Source organism: Pseudomonas sp. CFII68, assembly GCF_000416195.1.
Lineage (GTDB): Bacteria > Pseudomonadota > Gammaproteobacteria > Pseudomonadales > Pseudomonadaceae > Aquipseudomonas > Aquipseudomonas kilonensis.
Genome location: NZ_ATLN01000041.1, coordinates 13,209 through 35,248, shown reverse-complemented (window position 1 = coordinate 35,248; position 22,040 = coordinate 13,209). Strand labels below are relative to the sequence as shown.

22 protein-coding genes and 1 pseudogene are annotated in these 22,040 nt (G+C 58.8%); 14 read left to right on the top strand and 9 right to left on the bottom strand.

Annotated elements, in window-relative coordinates:
- The first annotated feature begins 62 nt into the window (after nucleotides 1–62).
- The 6 genes and pseudogenes from CFII68_RS19330 to CFII68_RS19345 all read left to right on the top strand — a co-directional run bounded on the left by CFII68_RS19330 (nucleotide 63) and on the right by CFII68_RS19345 (nucleotide 5,619).
- On the top strand, nucleotides 63–857 hold the full coding sequence (locus tag CFII68_RS19330) for an SDR family NAD(P)-dependent oxidoreductase (protein WP_018603962.1): 795 nt from the start codon (nucleotides 63–65) through the stop codon (nucleotides 855–857).
- 228 nt (nucleotides 858–1,085) lie between these two features.
- A pseudogene (locus CFII68_RS0125870) lies at nucleotides 1,086–1,325 on the top strand (transposase domain-containing protein); the annotation flags it as partial.
- A gap of 41 nt (nucleotides 1,326–1,366) precedes the next feature.
- Nucleotides 1,367–1,645 carry an AraC family transcriptional regulator gene (locus CFII68_RS28145; RefSeq protein WP_156886085.1) on the top strand — a complete coding sequence of 93 codons (279 nt, stop codon included), beginning with the start codon at nucleotides 1,367–1,369 and terminating at the stop codon, nucleotides 1,643–1,645.
- Nucleotides 1,569–2,567: a hypothetical protein gene (locus tag CFII68_RS19335; protein ID WP_018603958.1), complete on the top strand. Its 999-nt coding sequence runs from the start codon at nucleotides 1,569–1,571 to the stop codon at nucleotides 2,565–2,567. The genes CFII68_RS28145 and CFII68_RS19335 overlap by 77 nt, the downstream gene beginning before the upstream one ends.
- A gap of 461 nt (nucleotides 2,568–3,028) precedes the next feature.
- A complete protein-coding gene (locus CFII68_RS19340) occupies nucleotides 3,029–3,709 on the top strand; it encodes a peptidoglycan-binding protein (protein WP_018603956.1) in 681 nt (226 codons plus the stop codon).
- The gene (locus tag CFII68_RS19345; RefSeq protein WP_018603954.1) at nucleotides 3,706–5,619 is read left to right on the top strand and encodes a hypothetical protein; all 1,914 of its coding nucleotides are present in this window, start codon (nucleotides 3,706–3,708) and stop codon (nucleotides 5,617–5,619) included. Before CFII68_RS19340 ends, CFII68_RS19345 begins: the two co-directional genes overlap by 4 nt.
- Here CFII68_RS19345 and CFII68_RS26290 read toward each other — a convergent pair.
- The 8 genes from CFII68_RS26290 to CFII68_RS19380 all read right to left on the bottom strand — a co-directional run bounded on the left by CFII68_RS26290 (nucleotide 5,614) and on the right by CFII68_RS19380 (nucleotide 13,478).
- Complete coding sequence (locus CFII68_RS26290) at nucleotides 5,614–6,150, bottom strand: carboxypeptidase-like regulatory domain-containing protein (RefSeq protein WP_156886084.1); 537 nt, start codon at nucleotides 6,148–6,150, stop codon at nucleotides 5,614–5,616. The two genes, CFII68_RS19345 and CFII68_RS26290, sit on opposite strands and share 6 nt — an antisense overlap.
- Before the next feature lie 220 nt (nucleotides 6,151–6,370).
- Nucleotides 6,371–7,336: an ABC transporter ATP-binding protein gene (locus CFII68_RS19350; RefSeq protein WP_018603950.1), complete on the bottom strand. Its 966-nt coding sequence runs from the start codon at nucleotides 7,334–7,336 to the stop codon at nucleotides 6,371–6,373.
- Entirely contained in the window at nucleotides 7,336–8,325 is a 990-nt protein-coding gene (locus CFII68_RS19355; RefSeq protein ID WP_033062514.1) for an ABC transporter ATP-binding protein, read from the bottom strand. The genes CFII68_RS19350 and CFII68_RS19355 overlap by 1 nt, the downstream gene beginning before the upstream one ends.
- A 2-nt stretch (nucleotides 8,326–8,327) precedes the next feature.
- Nucleotides 8,328–9,209: a D,D-dipeptide ABC transporter permease gene (ddpC, locus tag CFII68_RS19360; protein ID WP_018603946.1), complete on the bottom strand. Its 882-nt coding sequence runs from the start codon at nucleotides 9,207–9,209 to the stop codon at nucleotides 8,328–8,330.
- Between the two features lies 1 nt (nucleotide 9,210).
- Entirely contained in the window at nucleotides 9,211–10,227 is a 1,017-nt protein-coding gene (locus CFII68_RS19365; RefSeq protein ID WP_018603944.1) for an ABC transporter permease, read from the bottom strand.
- Nucleotides 10,228–10,303: 76 nt separating this feature from the next.
- Nucleotides 10,304–11,884 carry an ABC transporter substrate-binding protein gene (locus CFII68_RS19370; protein ID WP_018603943.1) on the bottom strand — a complete coding sequence of 527 codons (1,581 nt, stop codon included), beginning with the start codon at nucleotides 11,882–11,884 and terminating at the stop codon, nucleotides 10,304–10,306.
- 161 nt (nucleotides 11,885–12,045) lie between these two features.
- Nucleotides 12,046–12,585, bottom strand: a complete 540-nt coding sequence (gene ddpX / locus CFII68_RS19375; RefSeq protein ID WP_018603941.1) for a D-alanyl-D-alanine dipeptidase — start codon at nucleotides 12,583–12,585, stop codon at nucleotides 12,046–12,048.
- A 38-nt stretch (nucleotides 12,586–12,623) separates the two neighbouring features.
- Nucleotides 12,624–13,478, bottom strand: a complete 855-nt coding sequence (locus tag CFII68_RS19380) for a MurR/RpiR family transcriptional regulator (RefSeq protein WP_018603939.1) — start codon at nucleotides 13,476–13,478, stop codon at nucleotides 12,624–12,626.
- A 406-nt stretch (nucleotides 13,479–13,884) separates the two neighbouring features.
- Between CFII68_RS19380 and CFII68_RS19385 the strand changes: the two genes are divergently transcribed.
- Both CFII68_RS19385 and CFII68_RS19390 read left to right on the top strand, forming a co-directional pair.
- Nucleotides 13,885–14,514 (top strand): LysE family translocator, encoded by a 630-nt coding sequence (locus CFII68_RS19385; protein WP_018603937.1) that lies wholly within the window; start codon nucleotides 13,885–13,887, stop codon nucleotides 14,512–14,514.
- A 63-nt stretch (nucleotides 14,515–14,577) separates the two neighbouring features.
- Entirely contained in the window at nucleotides 14,578–15,258 is a 681-nt protein-coding gene (locus CFII68_RS19390) for a bifunctional 2-polyprenyl-6-hydroxyphenol methylase/3-demethylubiquinol 3-O-methyltransferase UbiG (protein WP_018603935.1), read from the top strand.
- Here the strand turns inward: CFII68_RS19390 and CFII68_RS19395 are convergent.
- Nucleotides 15,247–16,014 (bottom strand): histidine phosphatase family protein, encoded by a 768-nt coding sequence (locus CFII68_RS19395; RefSeq protein ID WP_177325038.1) that lies wholly within the window; start codon nucleotides 16,012–16,014, stop codon nucleotides 15,247–15,249. The genes CFII68_RS19390 and CFII68_RS19395 overlap by 12 nt on opposite strands.
- On the opposite strand from CFII68_RS19395, the gene CFII68_RS19400 reads away from it, so the two are divergent.
- The 6 genes from CFII68_RS19400 (at nucleotide 16,007) to CFII68_RS19425 (ending at nucleotide 22,001) form a co-directional block, all read left to right on the top strand.
- Nucleotides 16,007–16,546: a hypothetical protein gene (locus tag CFII68_RS19400; protein ID WP_033062528.1), complete on the top strand. Its 540-nt coding sequence runs from the start codon at nucleotides 16,007–16,009 to the stop codon at nucleotides 16,544–16,546. The two genes, CFII68_RS19395 and CFII68_RS19400, sit on opposite strands and share 8 nt — an antisense overlap.
- 189 nt (nucleotides 16,547–16,735) lie before the next feature.
- Complete coding sequence (locus tag CFII68_RS19405; RefSeq protein ID WP_018603930.1) at nucleotides 16,736–17,512, top strand: hypothetical protein; 777 nt, start codon at nucleotides 16,736–16,738, stop codon at nucleotides 17,510–17,512.
- Nucleotides 17,503–18,789, top strand: coding sequence for an MFS transporter (locus CFII68_RS19410; protein ID WP_018603929.1), 1,287 nt, complete (start codon nucleotides 17,503–17,505; stop codon nucleotides 18,787–18,789). Before CFII68_RS19405 ends, CFII68_RS19410 begins: the two co-directional genes overlap by 10 nt.
- Entirely contained in the window at nucleotides 18,782–19,750 is a 969-nt protein-coding gene (locus CFII68_RS19415) for a fatty acid desaturase family protein (protein WP_018603927.1), read from the top strand. Before CFII68_RS19410 ends, CFII68_RS19415 begins: the two co-directional genes overlap by 8 nt.
- A gap of 4 nt (nucleotides 19,751–19,754) precedes the next feature.
- The gene (locus CFII68_RS19420) at nucleotides 19,755–20,528 is read left to right on the top strand and encodes a metal-dependent hydrolase (RefSeq protein WP_018603925.1); all 774 of its coding nucleotides are present in this window, start codon (nucleotides 19,755–19,757) and stop codon (nucleotides 20,526–20,528) included.
- 93 nt (nucleotides 20,529–20,621) lie between these two features.
- A complete protein-coding gene (locus CFII68_RS19425; RefSeq protein WP_018603922.1) occupies nucleotides 20,622–22,001 on the top strand; it encodes a UDP-glucose/GDP-mannose dehydrogenase family protein in 1,380 nt (459 codons plus the stop codon).
- The last annotated feature ends 39 nt before the right edge of the window (nucleotides 22,002–22,040 follow it).

Below are 22,040 nucleotides of genomic sequence, written 5' to 3'. Positions count from 1 at the left end.
AATTACGGCGGACCTTGAGTCCGCCTTTTATGTCGTTACATCATCCATCGGAGAAAGTAAGCATGAACATATCGTTGCATGGAAAGCGCGCGATCGTCAGTGGTTCCACGGCCGGTATTGGTCTGGCTATTGCTTTCGGTCTGGCCGAGGCGGGTGCTGAAGTGGTCATCAACGGGCGCAGCGAGGAGAGGGTGGGCAAGGCTATCGAGCACATCCTGAGGCGACTGCCGGGTGCTCGGCTGATCGGTCTTGCAGCCGATCTGGGAACAGTGGAAGGCGCGCAGGAACTGTTCTCCAAAGTCTTGAATGCCGACATCCTGGTGAACAACCTGGGGATCTTCGAGCCCAAGGGTTTCTTTGATATTACCGATGCCGACTGGCAGCGTTTTTTCGACGTCAACGTGATGAGCGCAGTGCGTCTGTCACGTCACTATGCGCCGGCCATGGCTGAACGTGGCTGGGGTCGGGTGTTGTTCCTGTCCAGTGAATCGGCGTTGCAGATTCCGGCTGAAATGGTCCATTACGGCACCACCAAGACTGCGCTGCTGGCAATCTCTCGTGGTCTGGCGGAAACGCTGGCCGGCACCGGTGTGACGGTCAACGCGGTACTGCCGGGGCCAACGCGTTCTGAAGGTGTCGGCGGTTTCTTCGCGCAGATGGCCGAAGAACAAGGCGTGCCGTCTGAGCAGCTGGAGAAGAGCTTCATCGCGCAACATCGCGCAAGCTCGCTGATCAAGCGTTTGGCGACGACCGAAGAAGTGGCGAATCTGGTGGTCTATCTGGCGTCGCTTCAAGCCAGCGCAACCACCGGTGCGGCGATGCGTGTCGATGGTGGCGTGGTTCGCTCCATCGCCTGATGCAGAGGGTGACCGTTGAAGGTCGCTGGAGGCAAGAGGGCATGGGCGGTGACCAGAGGCTGATGGATGCTGGTTTTCAAAAACCATGCTTTGGGATCAGGTTGGAATTGGGTAGAACCTGGCAGGCTCAGAGTCGAGCAGTGTGGTTTGTCCCGGAGCTGGTTGCTCATGGCACCTCCTAACAGCCTCAATTGTGAGGCCCGGAGGTCTCAAGGGAAGCGGGGCCTGAATAACGCAGTCGAAAATACAAATACGATCAGGCCGTGGGCGCTTGGGCGTTCTAACTGGCTCTTCGCTGGATCACTGCGCAGTGGTAAACGGGCGGCGGCGATCATGATCCTGAACCAGTCGGCACGCATGAGCGGGCATGATCCGTACGCGTACCTCAAGGATGTACTGACGCGGTTGCCGACGCAGAAGGCCAGTGAGATCGAACTGTTGCAGCCGCATCAGTGGATGCCGTGCTGACCTGCGTCCGTACGCTTACCAACAAAGGCCGCGCTAGGCTCATGAAAGCGAAGGATTTGCTGAGGGAAGGGGAGCTCAGCATCGAGAACATTGTCGAGGGGCTTGGGTTCAGTAATAGTGCTAGCCTGCGCTGTGCTTTTAGACGTTGGTTGGGGCATTCGCCGAAGACTCAGGAGTTAGTGGCACATACATGGATCGACCAAGACGCATCACACTGGTTCCGTAGGGAAATAGGAAGTAAGCATGACGCTGATAATTACAGTTGCATCACCACTGTTTGTTATCCAAGCTGGGGATCGTCTTTTAACGACTCAGGCTGATGGTAAGACTCAACAATTTGATGATAAGTCAAATAAGAATCTGATTTATGAAGCCAGTGATGGCATTTTAACGATTAGCTATTGTGGCGCTGCATTTATGCGGGGTAAGCCAACAGATGAGTGGATCGCAGAGCAGCTCGATACTCGTATAAGAATCCCAACGGACGGGTCTGATCCTTGGGCTATGCAACTGGGCGGCTTAGGTGAGCAAAAGCAACTTCACTTTGATGGAGTCATAAAACGGATCAAGGAGAAGTTGACTAGAATTTCTCAAGGCGAATTGTTGAGCTCAGGGTTGACGATTGTGATTGCCGGGTGGAAGCGCAAACGCGATAAGTGGAAGCGGGTGCTGATTGAAATTAGCCGGAGTCGTAGTTCTTTGAAACTTTCTAATCCTGTCGGTTTCAAAGAACGCCCTGGCATAAAGGGAAATTGCGGTATCGACATGGTTGGTTCTGGTTGCCGCCCTGAAACCGAAGCTTTTTTTGACGCCGAGTGGAAAGCAATCCACGAAAGACAAGGGCTTCCTGATCTCAGTGCTTATGAACAATATGTATCGGACGTAAGAGATGCAATGGTGGCCACTATTAAGTTTGCCTCTACTATTGAGAAAACAGTGGGGGCTAACGTACATACGGCAACCATATACGGGCCTGAATACCAGTCTCATATGTGCTGTGAAACTCATTTTTTCAGCGATATGCCCCATCCAGCAGTGATCGAAACCCCAACAAGAATTGTGTCTGTGGCTGATGCTGGTGTTACGGGATGGGTGCTGTTTCCCGATATAGTCAAAGCTCCGGCATATCTGGTTGGTACAGAGCATACTCAGGGGCGCTTTACCATATTGCGTTCTAACGGTTCACCTTCTCAGGCTGGTGTTCACCATTTTCAACAGACCGTTCCGAGGCGTAGGGCGTGAGGGGCCTGTATGACCGAGCACCTATTTGAACCCTCGACGTCGGCCAGAAGCGGACTTCTAAAATTTCAGCCAAAAAGACATGCGCTCAGGGAATGAATGCTGGAGGGCTGAAATTTGCTGAGTATGAGGCGAGAGGGCTCGCCAGATAGAGGTGTCTGATGACCAAACCTTCCGGCATACGTGCAGCCCTCGGACGCGAAATCACTTAAAGCATTGTGGTGACACGTAAACATCTCGTTTAACATAATATACATTATGTGTACTAACAGATATTCCCACGGCCCCCGTTGATGGCTGAATTTGAAGCCAGTCCCATCCTCTGAATACCGTACTGTGAAGTCGCCGATATTCTTCAACGCTCCCAAAACCCACACAACGTACTAAGGTTTAAATCGCCTGCTGAATCGGCGCGATTTCCTACGCGCAGCCACCGTGCGACAAACAAGGAAGGAACGAACAGTATGAGTGCCAGATCGGACCCTGGCGGTGACGGCATCGTCCTGACACTGGGAGCCACCGAAAGCGTCGACAGCGTGGCCTACGCTTACGGGCATGCACGCTCGACACTCTGGGATCACCCACGCAATGCCGATCTGCGCCATCAACACCCGGACGGAACGACGCTTGCGACGGGTGATTTATTGTTCGTGCCCCCGCGTACGACAGCGACCTTCGAACAGAACGCTACCGGGCGAAGGCACACTTTCCGCGTGCTGAACACGCCGGCCATGCTCAGGTTTCGTCCTTATGCACTCGCCGGCCAAGGCCTGGCGCGCCACTTCGAAGTATTGCGTGGCGACACGCTGCTGGGGCGTGGCACGGCCGAAGCGAACGGCGATATCGTCTGGCCGCTTGAGCCAACCGCCGATGACATCACCGTACGCGTAACCTTTGACGGCTTCTTGCGCGACTACCAATTGAGGCTTCGCGCGCTCGACCCGATCAGCACCCTCAAGGGCGTGCAACAACGCTTGCGTGGCCTCGGCTACTTCAACGGCGAATGCGATGGTCAGATGAATGACGCGACCCAGGTGGCCATCGGTGCGTTCAAGATGCAGGCCGGGTTGCCCGACGACGATGAGTTACTGAGCGATGCCGTACGCGCGACGCTCCACGGCTACCACGGAGAGGCCTCCCTATGATCCGGGTTCACAAAACGCCAACGGCCCCTCCCGCGCTGCAGCGCTCGCATGCGGAGATGCAAAAAGGCATCCAGCAGGCTGTCCAGGCTGGCGCCGTGGTGGTCCTCTGTACCAAAGGCACCAACACCGCCAAAACAAAAAGTGTCCCGAAAGGCGCGGTGAAGATCGTCATCGACGACGATCAGTACAAGCCGCCTCACGCCAAGGCGCTGCTGAAGGTAGACCAACATGGCAAATGTGCCTTTTGCGAGGCGCGCTTCATGAGTACCGCAGGCGGGGATGTCGAGCATTTTCGGCCGAAAAAACGCCACGACGGTTTCGTCCCCGTGGGCGCCCAGGCACTCGATAACCTCGGCTATTTTCAATACGTTTACGACTGGAGCAACCACTTGTGGTCATGCAAGGAGTGCAACGAGACCTACAAGAAGAACTACTTCGACGTGATACCGGACAACCTGACGGATCCGCCACCGAGCCTGGAAGACTTCGACACGGAGGACGAGTTCTGGCAAGCCATTGGCGAATGGGGTCGCTTGGTCCCACCGCAACACGACGCGTGGAACAACCCGAGCAACGTCGAAAAACCGGTATTGATCAATCCTGTCACCGAGAATCCGCGCGAACACATCAGCTTCGATTCAGAGACAGGAGAAGCCGTTCCCGCCCCTCTCGACGACCTTAACCAACAAATGCAGCCCACGAGCGACAGGGGTGGCAAGAACATTCTGGTCCTCGGCCTGAACCGCAAGGAGCTTGTGTTCGCCCGCATGCGGCACCTGGCGATGTTACGCGGCGTGTTCCTGGAGATGACCCGCAGCCTCGACCTGACGATCGAGTTCCTGAAATGGCAGCGTGGAGACGAGTGGTTCAAGACCCTGACGGTGCCGACATTGCGCTACCAGGTGAAGTACCACGCCGCTTACCCAGTGTCGGAGGATCAAACCCGCTCGGCCATCGAGTTTTTGTATTACTCGACGACGCCCCAGGCGCCGTTTTCGGCCTTGGCAATGGATGCCTTTGCCTGCTGGAGCCTGGAGCTGGCAAGGCACGTGATGCAGTCACGCGAGCACATCACCCAGCTGCAGGCCGCACAAAGCGGCAATGCCCCGGCCACCCGCAGCGTCCACGAACTTCCCCAGCTCGGTCTGCATGAGGTCATCCTGGCTACCTACCAGGCGGACATGGAGGCGCTGAAAGCGTTGCGCAACACCCTTGATGCGTATGCCCCATTATGGGATGCCGGCTTTGAGCAAACGCACATTGAATACGTCTGCCGTTACCGCCTGGCACAGGTCATGGCTCTGCACGCCCAATTTTACAAGGACCAAAAGGGCTTTTCCCGTTACGACCCGGTTTTTGTCGCTGCTTTTCTGAGCCACGAGCGCGATGTCCTTGATGTCTGGAATGCCCTGGAAACCTATGAGTGCGACAAGGATACATGGAGCGGCGCGATAGACACGATGAACCAAAACCTGACGAAATACGGGCCGGATCTCGCAGAAGACCTCACTGCCCATTGCAACCATATCGTCGCCAGACTCAACCAAGCGACACAAGCGTTCACCCAGAATCGAAACCTGAATCAGACAGCGCCCTGGTGCAGCGAAGTGGTCAAGATCGGTCAGGATGGTGAACTGCTTACCGCTGAGCTCGACCGTCGGTGCCAGGCCTGCGCAAACGAAGATATGAGCAACAGCACCAGCAGCATGCGCGTCACACTGACGGAAGTTGCCGAGGCCATCGACACGCTGAAAATGGGCAATACCCCCGAAACAGTGTTGCCATTTCCGCTGCCAACTCCACCGAAACCCTGGATCACGCCCAAGGCCACCGGGCTGCGCAAGCGCGCCGGCATGCCCCCAAATCTGGACGCCGCGTGGCAGCATATCCGTCTCAAGTCCAATTCATGAGCCCTTCCAGCGCTCCACCGCACGCCGATCCAATTCCGGAAACGTCACCTGACAGTCGCCCGGATCAAGCCCATCCACCCTCGCCCGTCCGAGCTCATCAAGCACACCGCTGTACTGGGTCCCGTTTGGCAGGGCAATGACATAGGACTCCCCTGCAACGGGTTGCCCCTGCATATCCACTAACTCGATCTCCACGAATGTCAGCGCCACCACCGGCTCAGGTCGACTGGCGGATTCGGATGAGGCTTTTACCGGCAGACGCTTGCGGGCTGCGGCGGACGCCGGCGCAACACCCTCTTCTACAGCGACCGAAGCCGGTAGGCGAACGGGCATCGGCCGCTGGTATGGATAAACGTAAGCACACAGCTCCCCGCTCCATAGTTTGCTGGCTACCTGGCGGCGAACTTCCTGATCGTCCAGCAGATGGACCAGAGACTCCTGGGCAGATAACAGCGCGCGCAAACGGTGTATCTGGTCAGTCCCGGCAAAATGTCGGTGAATAAAGCTGTCGGCCTGCCACGCTTCACGCATTTCGATCCTGGTCGCCCCGCTCCCCCCTTGCTGCATGGACGGACCGTCAGCAAGGCTGGATCGAGGCCCCAACTCGATGCGATCGGCGCCATCAAAAAAACATATCCGCATAGGCCGCCAGTCCTGGGCAGGAGGATGAAGGGGCAGTGTAGATGATTATCATGGAGCCCCTGCTACAGGCCACTGATAAGTCCGGTGCGAAAACTGCGACGCCAGTGACTCAATCCTGTAAATGACATCGCACACACTGCTGCTCATCCCCCAGCAAGGCCTGAGGCTTCTCGCAGCCAACGGTGCATAGATTGCACCGTTCGCGGAAGAAGCAGCCACTCGGTAGTTGGCGGTTCCCTGGTAATTCGGTAGGCGCCGCGACTTGCTCGTCGTGCAGTGGCACGCCCAGTCGTGGTACCGCCTCGAGCAACAACCGGGTATAGGGGTGACGTGGCTGATCGAGCACTTGAGCCGCGCTGCCCAGTTCAACGATTTGCCCCAGGTACATCACCGCCACCCGATTAGCCATATGACGCACCACTGATACGTTGTGAGAAATCAGGATGTAAGTCAGATTGCGGGCACTTTGCAGCTCTGCCAGCAGGTTGAGAATCTGCGCCTGAACCGAGATGTCCAGCGCTGACGTGGGCTCGTCCAGGACAATGATATCCGGGTCTGACGAAAGGGCTCGGGCGATGGCAATGCGCTGACGCTGCCCCCCGGAAAACTGGTGCGCGAAGCGGTCCAGGTACTCCGGGCGGATGCCGACTTGGGCCGCGACCCTGGCGGCCACATCGCGCATCTGCGCATGGCTGACATGACCTCGGGCGTATAACGGTTCGGTGATGATTCTCCAGATAGGCAGACGCGGATCAAGGGACGACTGTGGATCCTGGAAAACAATCTGAACGTTGCTGCGGCCTTCGCCGCTGCGATTGACCCAGTTCAGCTCCCCGCTGCTCGGCGGCACCAGGCCCATCAACAGCTGGGCCAAGGTGCTCTTGCCGCAACCTGACTCGCCGACAATACCCAGGGTCTCGCCTGCCCGCACCTGAAGATCAATCCCGTTCAAGGCGTGGGCATATCCACGCGGTCGCCCCAACCAGTCATTGCTCACGGGGAAACGAACATGAACATCGTCAAGTTGAAGAATCGTGGGAGCTTGGGTGATGGGTTGAAGGACGGCACTGTTCATCACGAAAGCTCCTTGACCGGCAACCAGCACGCGCTTTTACGTTGGTCATTACCGCTGATAGTGTTGAGATTCGGGCGTTTGCTACAAACCGGCATGGCGTATGTACACCGCTCCTGAAAAGTACAACCCACGGGCAAAGAGGCCAGGTTTGGCACTTGACCGGGAATGGTCAGCAGCGGCTGGCCCGGCTCGACCATTTCCGGCAGACCACTGAGCAAACCTTGCGTATAGGGATGTTGCGGATTTCCCATGACATCGGCCGTGCGGCCCTCCTCGACCACTGCCCCTGTGTACATGACGTAGACCCGGTCGCAGAACTGCGAAACCAATGCCATGTCATGGGTGATGAGCAAGATGGCCGTGCCCCGCTGCCTGGCTTTTTCTCGCAACAGCAACAGCACCTGGCGTTGCACGGTCACGTCGAGGGCCGTTGTCGGCTCGTCGGCGATCAGCAATTGAGGTTCGCAGGAGAACGCCAGCGCGATCATCACCCGCTGGCGCATGCCGCCAGACAGCTCGAAAGGATAGCTCTCCAATACCTGTTCCGGACTGGCGATGTGCATGTCGCGCAACAGTGCGATCGCCTTGAGACGGGCTTGGGCGGCGCTGATTTTCTGGTGATGGATGATCACATCGAGCATTTGCCTACCGATGCGCCGGGTCGGATTCAAGGCTGTCATCGGTTCCTGGAAAATCATCGCGGCATCGCGTCCACGAATCGTCAGTAACTCTTTTTCAGGCGCTGCCAGCATGTCGCGACCGAGCATGCTCAGGCTGCCGGCGGTGATGCGATAGCTGCGCTCGGGCAACAATCGCATGCTGAGCATGGCCGTGACCGACTTGCCGGATCCGGACTCGCCGACGACGCCGACGATTTCCCCGGGATTGACGTGCAGCGACACGCCGTTCAGGGCTTTGACGTTGTTTTTGTAAGCCGGGAATTCCAGGCTCAGGTTGTCGATGGACAATACTGGACTCGACGCATGCATGGTCATTTCCCCTGTTGCCGTGGGTCGAGCAGATCGCGTACGCCATCGCCCAGCAAGTTGAACCCGGTGGCCGTGATCAGAATCGCCAGGCCTGGAAAGGTCGAATACCACCAGTTATCGAGGATGTAGTTGCGCCCGGTGGCGACCATCGTGCCCCACTCGGCCGTAGGCTGCTGCGCCCCCAGGCCGATAAAACCCAAGGCCGAGGCCATGAGGATCGCGCTGCCGATATCCAGGCTCAACTGCACCAGCAATGGCGGCATTGCGTTGCGTGCCACGTGCCAGTGCACCACGTGCCAGCGCCCTGCCCCGAAGGTTTGGGCGGCCTTGACATAACCCATCTCGCGGATGCTCAAGGCTTGGCCGCGGGCTAGCCGGACATAGGAAGGAATTCGTACAAGCGTAATTGCCAGCATCGCGTTGAACAGGCTCGCGCCCAACGCAGCCGCCAAGGCCATGATCAGCACCAGCGATGGCACCGACAGCATGATGTCCATCAGGCGCATGATCAATGCGTCGAAACGGCCACCGATGACCCCGGAAAAGCACCCCAGCAACCCGCCGATAAAACAGGATGCAAAAGCCACGAACAGACCGACACCCACTGACTGCTGGCTACCGAACAGCACGCGGCTGAACAGGTCGCGGCCGACTTCGTCGGTGCCGAACCAATGGGTGCTGGATGGCGGCGCCAGGCGTTCGGCCAAGTTCAGCGCGTTGGGATCGTGACTGGCGAGCCAAGGGGCGAAGATCATGCACAGCAAGACGATACAAGTGATCGCCAGGCCCGCCATGGTCAGCGGACTGCGGCGGACGCGGTAGGTCAGATAGGCGAGTTTTTCGTTCCAGCGCGGGCGGCGCGTGGCCATCAGGGTAGCGGACATTTCAACTTACCTCGCCGATGCGCGGGTCGATCACGCGATACACAATATCGATGGCCATGTTCAGCAGCACATAGATGAACGAAACCAGAATGGCGAAACCCATCACCGCCGGGAAGTCCAGCGACTGGATCGACTTGACGACATAGGCGCCCATGCCGGGCCAGGCGAAGACCGTTTCGGTCAGCACCGCGCCGTACAGCAAATCTCCGAGGGTCAGCCCCAGGACAGTCACTGAAGGGATGAGCGCGTTAGGCAGTGCATGGCGCAGGATCACAGTCCATCGGGACAAGCCGTAGGCGCGGGCGGTGCGGATATAGTCTTCGCCGAGTTGATCAAGCATGGCTGAACGAATCTGCCGTGCGACGACGCCCAAGGTCACGAACCCCAGGGTTGCCGCCGGCAGAATCAGATGCTCCACGGCATCGAGAAACAGCCTGCCCTCACCGGCGAGCAGCGAGTCGAGCAGATAAAAACCGCTGATTGTCGGCGGCGGAGCAAGCCCTTCGGACAGCCGCCCTCCTCCCGGCAACCAGCCCAGATGCCCGTAGAACAGAACGATGGCGCCCAGGCCGAGCCAAAAGGCCGGCGTTGAAATACCGGTGACTGCAAGCGTGCGGGCGATCTGGTCAATCGCCCGATTGTGATAAACCGCTGATAGCACGCCAAGCGGCACGCCAGCCAGGATCGCAAGTACCAGCGCTACCAGCGCCAACTCCAGTGTCGCCGGGAAGAACGTCTGCAAGTCTTCCAGAACGGGACGGCTGGTGCGTATCGAGGTTCCCAGGTCTCCCTGCACCAGGTCCATCAGGTAACGACCGTATTGTTGATACAGCGGCAGATCCAATCCCAGTTGATGACGTATGCCGGCCACCAACGCATCACTGGCGCGGTCGCCAGCGATCAATCGAGCAGGATCACCCGGGATCAGGTGCGAAATTGCAAAGGTAATCAGCGAAACGCCGAACACGACCAGCAACAGGCCGAGCAGGCGCTTGCGCAACAAAGTCAGGAAGGCCATTTTGGCACCTCAGTAACACCCACGACGAAAGTCAGAAGCCGCGCCAGCCATCAATGGCCAGCGCGAGGGAGCCGGTTTATTTGCTCATGCTGCCCAAGTTGAACACCTGCTCGAGCATGGGGTTGAACACGTAACCCTTGACCGAATCACGCATCGGCAAGGTGTAGCTCTTCTGGTAGAGGTAGGCGTAGACGCTGTCCTTGAGCACCATTTTCTGCGCGGTCTGGTACAGCTCGACGCGCTTCGCGGTGTCGCTATCAGCGGCGGCTTCTCGAATCAACGTGTCGACTTGCGGGTTGCTATAGAACGAGCGGTTGCCCTGCAGGCCCTGCATCTTGGAGTCGAACCAGAAGTTCATGAACATGTACGGGTCGGCAAAGTCCGGGCTCCAGGCACCGACGGCAATGTCGTAGTCCGCCTGGCCGACGCGCTCACGCAGCGTGGCGTTGGCGAGCTTTTCCAGCTTGAGGTTAATACCCAGTGGCGCCAATGCAGCTTGCAGAGTCAGGCCGATCGGTTCCCAGTTAGGGTCCTTGTCCGAATACATGTAGCTGAGGTTGGTGATTTTCTGCGGTGTTTTGGCGAGGCTGTCCTTGGCCGCGGCCATGTCCTGCTTCATCGGCGGCAACGAGCTGTCATACGCCCACATGCCGTCCGGGATTGGCCCATTCAGGAGCTTGGCCTTGTCCCTGAGAATGCCTTTGACGATGCCGTTGTAGTCCACCGCTTCGGTGATCGCGCGACGTGCATCGACGCTGGTCAGTGGGCCCTTTTTGTTGTTCAGGTAGAGATAGGTGACCCGTAGCGACGGGAACTCCTTCACCGCCACGCCGGGCTTGCTGGCAAGAACGCCGAGCTGGTCTTCGGGCATGTCTTCGATGATGTCCAGGTCACCCCGCTCCAATTGCAGGCGACGCACGGAGGGCTCACCGATGATCTTGATGACCACGGTTTTCAGCGCAGGTTTGGGACCGGCGAAGTAGGTGTTGGGCTCCATGGTCAACGACTGGCCTTTTTGCCAGTTGCTCAAGCGGAAGGGACCGGAGCCTGCGGTATGGCTCGACAGCCAGGCATTGACGTCCGCGCTTTTATTGACCACAGCGGGGTTGATGATCGAAGCGCCATTGTGGGCCAGGGTAAACAGGAACGGCGAGAAAGGCGTCTTCAGGGTGAACCGGATGGTCTGCGGGTCGACAACCGCGACCACCATGTCCTCCGGAAATGCACCGGAAGGTCCCTGCTTGAGGGTCATCAAGCGATCAAAGGAAAACTTCACCGCGGCGGCATCTACAGGGGCGCCGTCGTCAAATTTGTTGCCAGGTTTGATTTTGAATTCCCAGACCAGATTGTCCGGAGAAACGGTCCAACTCTCGGCCAGGTCACCCTGGACTTCGGTGCTGCTTTTGTCGCCTTCGACCTTGTAGCCGACCAGGCGCTGGTACGACGGGTAGGTAATGGTCCAGTCGTTGTTATCGAAGGTCACGGCCGGGTCGAGGGTCTGGGGATCGGCGGGTTTGCCGATGACCAGGGTGTCTTGTGGTACAGCCGCTGTCGCGGCCTGCCAGGCACCAAGGCTTAATGCACTGCACAAAACACTCAGCAATAGCTTGCCGGCGCCGGGAAAGGGTTTGCTGGTCACGGTGTTCATTGGGTTCATGCCGGTTTCCTTGATCATTCGATAGAGGGAAGTACGTCAGGTTTTTTATAAAAGCTATAACCGGGCAGTTGCAGGTGAAACGTAAGTAACGCTGTCTTGTTATTGTTATCAGCCGCACTGAGCGTGGGCTGCGCGGTGCTATCTGTTGGTGAATCAGTGGTTTAAACGTCTTCCAGCAAGGGGTAATCGTCGGCATTCGGAAGTTCGTAATGCCACCACTCGGTGGCAATCGCCTGGAAGCCGGCGGCGAGCATGATCCCCACCAGCAGCAGTCGATTGCGTTGCACGTCTACTGGCAAGTCGGGATAGAACTGGTGGGACTTCTCCTCCATTGCGTCGAATTCAGTCCCCATATTCAGCGGCTCGCCATCAGTACCGACCAGCGTCAGATCCACCGCCACGCCACGGCTGTGATGGGAGCCCAAATGTGGGTCACGCACGTAGTCGTTGTTTGGCAGCGCGTCCCACAACAGGTACTGAGCGTAAGGCGGCCGATAGGCGTCATAGATGCGAAGGGTAAAGCCGGCCTGACGCGCGAGCTGACTGGCCTTGTACAAGCAGTCGGCCGCCTGGCGATGTAACAGGCAACGCGCATTTGGATAAATCACTCTTCCAGCCAGGTTGTCTGCACCGGCGTAGATCAAATCGATTTGCACCTGGTAGCGCTGGGCATCGATCTCTACAAGGGGGCTGTTGTTCACGCCAATACTCCAGTTGGGATTCGGTGGGACGATGAGGATCAGCCTTCGAACTGACCGAAAGCTTTTTGCAATTGACGGTTCTTGGCCAAGCGCTCATCGAGCCGATCCCCGTATTTCTCAGCGACGGCCGACACGATGAGATTCAACAGGCAGGCCAATGGCGCAGGTGAATCCCAGAACTGCCCGACATCGGTTTTCAGTTGCAAGAGGTCGATTGGGTAGTCTCTAGCCCAAGGGCATTGCAGGTCGGTGATCAGGGCCAATGGAAGGTTGTTGTCTATGGCCGCGTCGCAGAAAGTCTGAGTCACGCTGGAATAAGCACGGAAATCCGCAATGATTGCGTAGGGATTGGCGAAGCCGGAATTCAGGGTTTCTGCGTAAATGCCGGACAGACCATCGACGTAGTAGACCTTGGGCCGAATGTACTCAAGGTGGCTATGGAACGCTGTGAGAATCCCTCGAGTGGACTGGATGCCGAGAATGAACACTGCATCGGCTTCGTAGATGCGTTGCACGATATCGGCGAACGCGTCACTGCGCGCCAGACCGTAGACATACCGAATGGCCTCGATCTCCCGACTCAGGGAACGATCAAGAGTATCTTGCTGATTGCTTTCGGCACGAAAGGCGCCGATGCGATCAGTGATTAGCCACGACGCTGGTGTTTCAACGCGCAGGCTCTGTTTGACTTCATCGATGTTCTGGTAACCAAGGGATCGAAAAAAGCGCCCTACGGAAATCCCGGTGGTGGAGGTCTGCTGCGCGATGCTATCGGCCGACTCGAACGGAAGCTGTTCTGGGTTACCCAACAGATAACTGGCGATCCGCTTGCCCGTCGGGGTCAGGTTGGAGAACTCTCGCTCCAGCAACTGCAGGAAGCTGTTCTTTTCCATGGATTTTCAGAGCTCTCGAACGCGAAATGTTATTGTAATGTCATTAATTTAAGCTGTGTTACAACAATAACATTCGCTTTCGAAGCAATACAATGACTATTTTCAGCAGACGTCCTGCGAGGATCAGACGCGAGCACCTACGTGAGCTCCATCGCCGCTTCGTTTGGCTCGGGCAAATCAGCCTCGGTACAGAGATCCCTCCGCCGTTGTTGATGCAAGCACCTTAATGTCCAGAATTGTTGGGATAAACCAGAGAGCTCCGATAACACTGTTTGTGATACTCAAACAATAGCGATGATGACTCATCGCAAGAAACGACTGTTGCTATCAGATAAGCCCGGACTGTAACTGCCCCCCTCCTCGCCATTCGCTTACTGTCGTGGCTCATCCCTCGGAGCGATCCCCCATGCCGGATACCGCCAATCTCTACCTGTTCGTGGTTGCTGTCGTGCTTCTGCTGATCGTCCCGGGGCCCAACATGGCCTTTGTCACCAGCCATGCGTTGGCCCACGGTTGGCGTGCCGGCATTGCTGCCGCCCTCGGCATTTCCTTTTCGGACGGGCTGATGACGATGATGGTCAGCGCTGGCATTGGTGCGCTGGTGATGAGCTGGGCGCCGGCGTTCGATCTGCTACGTCTGGCCGGGGCCGGCTATTTGCTGTGGCTTGCCTGGCAAGCACTGAGAACGCCGGCAGCGACTCAGGATAGCCAGCTCCAGGCGGCTTCGCTGTGGAAAATCTTCTGCCGAGGTGCCCTCAACAGCCTCCTGAATCCCAAGGCGCTGCTGTTCTTCATGGTATTCCTGCCCCAGTTCGTCAACGTCAAGGCCGGCGGCGTGACTCTGCAGTTGATCTTCCTCGGAGCATTGCTGGCACTGATTGCCCTCGTCTTCCATACCCTGCTGGGTGTTTGCGCCGCCCTGCTCAGGGCGAAACTGGCAAGCGGCGGGATTTCAAGGCGCCTGGGTACGTATGGTTTTGCCGGGGTCATGACAGCGCTGGCGGCGCGCCTGTTGTTTCTTGACCGCCCGCTTTGACCACTGGCTTCCCTGCGCCAGCGATTGGCCTATGCTTAGCCAATCCATAGCGGAGCTGGATCAATGTCGTCCTCGGAAACCACCCTCCTCCAAAGCTGGCACCACAACGCCCAACCCTGGATCGAAGCCATCCGCACCGGCGCCATCGAAAGCCGGCTGACGGTCACGGACCAGGCCATGCTGCTGGCGGTTCAGAGCCGCCAGCCTGAGCGTGTGCTGGATCTGGGCTGCGGTGAAGGCTGGTTGTTGCGGGCGCTGGCTGAACGGGGCATCGAGGCGGTCGGTGTGGATGGCGACGCGACGCTGGTCGATGCGGCCCGCGCAGCCGGTTCCTCGCCGGTGCACCTGGCCAGCTATGAAGCGCTGGTGGAGGCGAAGGTGGACGTCGGCACCGGCTACGACCTGATCTGCGCCAACTTTGCCCTGTTGCACCAGGACATCACTCCGTTGCTCGCTGCAATGAACGCCCTGCTCGGTCCAGGCGGCGCGCTGGTGCTTCAGACGCTGCACCCATGGACCGTGGCGGCGGGCGATTATCAGGACGGTTGGCGAGAAGAAACCTTCGATGGGTTCAAAGGCCAATGGCAACCCATGCCATGGTATTTCCGCACGTTGTCCAGTTGGCTCAATGCCTTGGACATGGCCGGTTTTCGACTGGTCGGCCTGCAGGAACCGCAGCACCCACAAAGCCCGGTGCCGCAATCGTTGCTATTGGTGGCCGAGCAATCCCCGTCACGGCGTTAGCGACTCGACGGTAAAACACCCCGAGCGATAAACCCTGCGCGCCTGCATGCCGCGCTTTTGCAGGGTTTTCCTGACAGTCCTGAGAAACATACCGTGGGAGACAACGATCGTGATCTTCCCCGGTTCGCCGCAGCTGTTGTAAAGCTCATCGGCCACACCGAGCGCCCGCTGGTGTTCGGCTTTTCTGCTGGCGGCGCCCAGTGAAATCCCCAACAACCACAGAATCCTGTGCAACGCGAACCAATGCCTCACGCCCATTTTCAAGACGGGAATGCTGCTTAACCGCAGGTCGTATTCGCGTAACCGAGCATCTTTTTGAATACGCGCTACGTCGAATAACCGGCATGCCGTCGCGTAGGCTCTGTTGACGGGCGAGGAAATGATGTTGGCTTCGCTCGCCAAAAGCCCTTGGGACACGTCCGGTTGGCTCAGGAATGCTGTAATCTCAGCCTCATCGATGGATGAGGTCTGGTTGTATTCATCCAGCAGGGTCTTGGCCGAACGCGCATTACAGGGCTTGTAATCGATCAGCGGCGTAGCGTGGCGTATCAGGTAAATCACAGCAACAGCTCCTTTTTTCCCGGTAAATCCCTTTCGAAGCGCACCTGTATACAGGCAACGACGCCATTGATCGAGTGCCGATCGCTGTGCATGCAACCCCACCCCGGGCTGCATGCTGGTGACGGAGTGATGGAACAGTGATTTGCAAGCCTCGACCGAGGCTGTTTTCAACTTGAAGGGATACACGATGAACACCGCTCAGCTCTCGATTCAACAGTACATCCGTGCCAAGGACGGCAACCGCCCACACCTGCTGGACCAGGCCTTTACACCGGGCGCTATTCTGGACATGGTCGTGCGCACTGGTTCCATCGCGTTTCCCGACCACGTCGAAGGCCGAGCCGCCATTGGCGACGTGCTGGTCAGTCGCTTTGGCCAGACCTTCGAAAATGTCTACACGTTCTGCCTGGCCGCCCCACCACCGGCAAACGCCGAGGCGTTCCAGTGCAAATGGCTGGTGGCGATGTCCGACAAGAACAGCGGCGAGGCACGCGTCGGTTGTGGCTTGTATGACTGGCAGTTCGATCCAGCATCGAAACTGGTCGAGCGACTGACCATCACCATCGAACACATGAAAACCCTGCCAGCGACCGATCTGCCGATGATCATGACCTGGGCATCGAGGCTGGAGTACCCATGGTGCCGGCCTGAAGCGGCAATCGATAACGCGCCGGATTTGGGCGAGTTGCAAGAAGTAGCCCGCTACTTGGCCAATACCGGGCAGTGAAGAAAGTGAAGAAAGTGAAGCCAGCCTGACCCGGGAAGTGGTGGGTGAGTTCGTCGCACCGTTGCCGGCCGGGTACCGGCTCGATTTGAGTTAAGCCGCGAATTCATTTCGTCATCAGACTTTCACACCTGTGCCATAACGTGGGCGCCGATTGATCCATTCCACTTCAATCGGTGAGCCGCCCACGCGATGCAAAAACTTCTGAAAAACCGCACTTGCGAAGACTCGAACCTCTGGCAACAGGGGCATGACGTGCAGGGCCATGACGTGGTCCACGACAGTGAAATCAACGTTCGGTTTCTATCGCCTGCCGATATCCCCTCACTGCTTGAACTCGAACAAAAAAAATGGACAGACGATCAGCGTGCCGATGTGTCCACGCTGGCCTCCCGCATCGCCGAATTTCCTGCCCTGAGCGTCGGTGCGTTTTGCACGCGTACCGGTACCGCGCTGGCATCGTTGTTCATGAAACCGACCCGACACGAGCTGATGCGCCAGTGCCCAACCTGGGCCGACTGCGCCAGGAAACAGCACGGCGATGAATCCGCCAGAACCGGCACGCTGTTTGGCATCAGCCTGAGCAGTGTCGATCCAAAAGCTGCGAACGCCATTTTCGAGTTCTTCTGGCCCTACGCGCTGAAACACGGCTGGTCAGACGTCTACCTGGGCTCCCCCGTTCCGGGCCTGCGCGGCTGGCTGTCGAAGAACCCTGATATCAGCGTCGCCCAGTACGTGCGAAGCAAGCGCCAGGGCCTGCCGCTGGACCCGCAACTGCGCTACTACTTCAAAAAAGGCTTTCGCAAGATTGTCGCCATCAGAGACAACTATTTCCCCCATGAGCCGTCGCTGGATGTGGGCGTGTTGATCCTGGGTAAAGTGCCACTGTCCGGGCTTTCGTTCATATGGAAGAGAGTCCCGCTGCCCTGGTTGCAGCGCATGAAAAAACTGTTCTTCCTATGCCTGTGAACACCTCCCTTGCGCTAGAGAACCCGGCGCCGACGCTGGCTCGCGACAAAAACTTCCGACGCCTGCTGGCTTGTGCCGTGGCCTCGATGTTGGGTGATCAGTTCACCCTGGTCGCCTTCCCCTTGCTCATCATGGTGATATCGCCAGACCCGATGGCACTCGGCTGGGCGTTTGCCGCACTCGCCCTGCCCCGTGCCCTGTTCCTGTTGACGGGCGGCTCGCTGGTTGACCGCTTCGGTGCCCGCTCGATCTGGTCGTTCGGCTGCTACGGCAGTGCACTGGCGTTGTGCGGTCTCGCCTGGGCGGTCTATCACGGTCAGGCCACCTTATCGGTGATCTATGGGGCGGCGGCGCTGCTGGGGTTGTGCAGCGCACTCACACTGCCGGCCGGCAGCGCACTGGTGCCTGGCATCGTGAACGCGCGCGACCTGGAGCGGGCCAACGGCATTCTCCTGGCGCTCAGACAAGTGACCATTGCAGTCGGCCCGGTGGCCGCCGGGGGTGTCATCGCCAGCGCGTTCTGGCCCTTTGGCCCACGGCCGGCGGCCAACGCGACGCTGGATGGCTATGTCATCGCATTCGTCCTCGATGCGCTCACTTTCGCCTTGTCCGCGTTCGGCCTGCGTGCCTTGCCTGTCCGCTGCGCCACGGGTTCCGAAACCAGCGCCGGCACGACAACGGCAGAAGGCCTGCGTTATTTCTTTCAGGATCGACGTCTGCGCACCTACCTGACCTACATGGCCGCCATGACATTACTCATGAGCGGGCCGGTGCAGGTCGCTTTGCCGCTGCTGACCCATGAGCGCTTCACGCCCGAGGCGCCCGCGCTGGGATGGCTGTTCGGGGCGCAGGGGGCCGGCACGCTGGTGGGCATGCTGATGTTTACCGCTCGGCCGAAACTGCGGATGGTCAATCTGGGCATCACGTTGCTCGCCGTCGACGCCGCCATCGCCTTGCTGCTAATGCCATTGGGCTGGGTCTACGCCCTTTGGCAGGGGGTGGCCTTGTTGTTTGCCATCGGGCTTTGCGGCGGCTTCGTCCAGGTCATGGCGTTTACCTGGTTGCAGCGCTCATTACCGCCCAGGCTGCTTGGGCGCGGCATGAGCCTGTTCATGCTGGTGTTTTTCGGTCTTGCGCCGGTCTCGGCGGCGATTGCGGGCTGGGTTCTGCAATTCGTCTCCATCCAGGCCGTCTTCCTTGCAACCGGCGCGCTGCTCCTGGCAGCCGTATTGATGACTTACTTTGGATCGAGCCTGAGGAGGCTGTCGGATGTTTAATCCAGTTGAACCTGGGCAATCCCACGGGCAGCACGAGCGTACCGTCACGCGCGCCCAATTACTGGAGTGGGGGCGCCCTGCCCCCTTGCGCTTGCTTGCCAGCACGATTCTGGAGTGGGTGCTCATTCTGGGGGCGGCAACTCTGGCCATCCAGACCCAGACCATTTTCGCCTCGCTGCTGGCCATTGTGTTCATCGCCACCAGGCAGCATGCCTTGCTGATCCTGATGCATGAGTTCTCTCACCGGCAGTTCAGCCGGACTCGTCCTGTGCTCAACGACACATTGGGCGACTTCCTGACGGCACTGCCCTTCACCATTACCCTGTTTGGTTTTCGGCGCGACCACGCCGCCCACCACCGACATACCGCCACTGACCATGACCCCAACTGGGTGTCATGCACCGGGCAGGACCGATTCAGGTTTCCCAAATCGGCCTTCGACATGCTCGTCCTGCTGTTGAAACACTGCATCGGGCTGTACAGCATCCACGAGTTCAAAACCGCCTTGGTGACATCAAAAATGGCCTCGCAGTGCCCACCCGCCACTCAGTACAGGCAATGGATTTTCGCCGTGTTGCTTGCGGTGGTGCTCACCGGGTTTCACCTTTGGCTGGCGGCGTTGGTGTACTGGCTTATACCGATGTTCACGGTGCTGATGGCGCTGCTGTATTGGCGCGACGTGGCAGAGCATTTCGCGATGCCTCAGCCCGGTCACGGCGCGTCTCGAACCGTCATTGCCCCTGGGTGGGAACGCCTCTTGATCGCGCCCCACGGAGTCGGCTTTCATGCCGAACATCACCTTTACCCCGCCATACCAGGCTTTCGCCTGCAGCAGGTGCACGCCGCGCTCATGAAAGACAAGGCGTATGTCCAAAAAGCCCAGATCACTCATGGCTACTGCACCGGACTGATCCGCGAGATAGCCGCCACCGGCACAGCGCATTCACGCATGAAGGACTGAGCCAATGAATATTCCCCAGCAACAGGTCACCGACCGACATGGCGAAGACGACACTTTCGCCCCCTTCTGGAACGACACACCGATCAGGACCTACCTGTTCGATGCCTTTTCGGTGTTGCTTCCCGCCGGAGAACAGTTCGTGATCTCGGTGGTGGAGTCATCCGCTTTGCAGTTGCCGTCAACCTCGACGCTGGCAGACCAGTCGCGCAGCTTCGTGGCCGAGGAACGCGCCCACCAGCGAGCCCACCGCCTCTACAACCAGCAACTGGAAAAGCAGGGATTTAAGGTCCAGGAATACGAACACGGGATCGAGAAGGACCTCGATGCCCTGCGCGCCAAACTGTCACTCAAGGCGCAGCTGTCCCTGGCTGCGGCGTTCGAACATGTGACGGCCGTCACCTCGCGGATCGCCTTGCGCAGTGGCGGGCTGCTTTCTACCCGCGCCTCCGCGCAAACGCGCCTGTGGCGATGGCACTGCGCGGAAGAAGTGGCCCACCAACACGTCACCACCGACCTCCTCCAGGCGCTGGGTGTTCCCTATTGGCAGCGAATTTTCTATTTCTTGGCCGCTTCAGCGCTGATGACCTTCGATGTCCTGCGACATCTGCACGGTTTTGCGCGACTGGACATTGCCCGCGGCCGGGTCAGCGCCAGACAGCTGCGACAGGCGACGAGCCGCCTGCTGCTACGCGACAGCGCGAACCTGGTGTTGCTGGCAGCGGGATGGGCCGCCTACTTCCTTCCGCTGAAAACAAATGCGGCGTCAGGCTGTCAGTGAACTGCAATATCCCCGACTTATTCTGAGTCGAGCGCACTGCGGCGAACGCTGGTTGTGCATGTCGCTCGCTCGGAACGATCCAGGGAATCCGCCATGAAAATCAGTGTATTCGGAAGTGGCTACGTAGGTTTGGTGCAGGCCGCCGTGTTGGCCGAAGTGGGCCATGACGTGGTGTGCATGGACATCGACGAGCGCAAGGTCGACAGCCTGCGCCAAGGCCAGGTGAGCATTTACGAGCCTGGCCTGGCCGCGCTGGTGCGTGAAGGCCTGGAGGCTGGCCGTTTGCATTTCACCTGCGACGAACAGCTCGCCGTGCAGCACGGCCAGGTGCTGTTTATCGCCGTGGGCACGCCTTCCCGGGACGATGGCAGTGCCGATCTGAGCCAGGTCCTGGCCGTCGGCGAGGCCGTCGCGCGTTACCGCGAGCAACCGCTCATTGTGGTGGAGAAGTCCACCGTGCCGGTGGGCACCGGCGACGTTTTGCGGGCGCACATCGACAAATGCCTGCTCAAAGCCAGTCGCTTGCTGCAGTTCGATATCGTCTCCAACCCCGAATTCCTCAAGGAAGGCTCGGCGGTCGCCGATTGCCGGCGTCCGGACCGCATCGTGATCGGCTGCGAGCGCGATGAAGTGCGCGAAACCATGCGCGACCTGTACGCCCCGTTCAACCGCAACCACGACCGGATCCTGTTCATGGACCTGCGCAGCGCCGAACTGACCAAATACGCCGCCAACGGCATGCTGGCGACCAAGATCAGCTTCATCAACCAGATCGCCGAACTGGCCGAACACCTGGGGGCCGACATCGAGTCCGTGCGCTTGGGCATCGGCGCCGACTCGCGCATCGGCTACCACTTCATCTACCCAGGATGCGGCTACGGCGGCTCGTGCTTCCCCAAGGACATGCGCGCCCTGATCCACACCGCCGAGCAGGCCCACTGTTCCAGCGACCTGCTGCAAGCGGTGGAAGCCATCAACAGGCGGCAGAAACACAAGCTGTTCGAGCGGATCAACGCGTTCTACCAGGGCGACCTGCGCGGCAAGACCTTCGCCCTATGGGGGCTGGCCTTCAAGCCCAACACCGACGACATGCGCGACGCACCGAGCCGCACCCTGCTGGAATCGCTGTGGGCCGCGGGGGCCAGCGTCCGTGCGTTTGACCCGGAGGCGATGCAGCAAACGCAGTTGCTCTACCCCGACGAGACCCGACTCATGCTGATGGGCACGCCGGAATCGGTGTTGCCAGGGGCCGACGCGCTGGTCATCTGCACCGAATGGCAGCCCTTCAAGGCGCCGGATTTCGAGCTGATCCGGCAGAGGCTCAAGGCCCCGGTGATCTTCGACGGACGTAACCTGTTCGACCCGGAGCGCATGGCGGACAAGGGTTTCACCTATTTCCCGATGGGTCGCGGGCAGTCGCGCAACCTGCCCATTACCCAGCAAACGTGGTTCCCAGCGTCGAGAAGCGCATGAGCCGTGGCCTTACCTCAAAATTAATGCACTCAAGCAGCA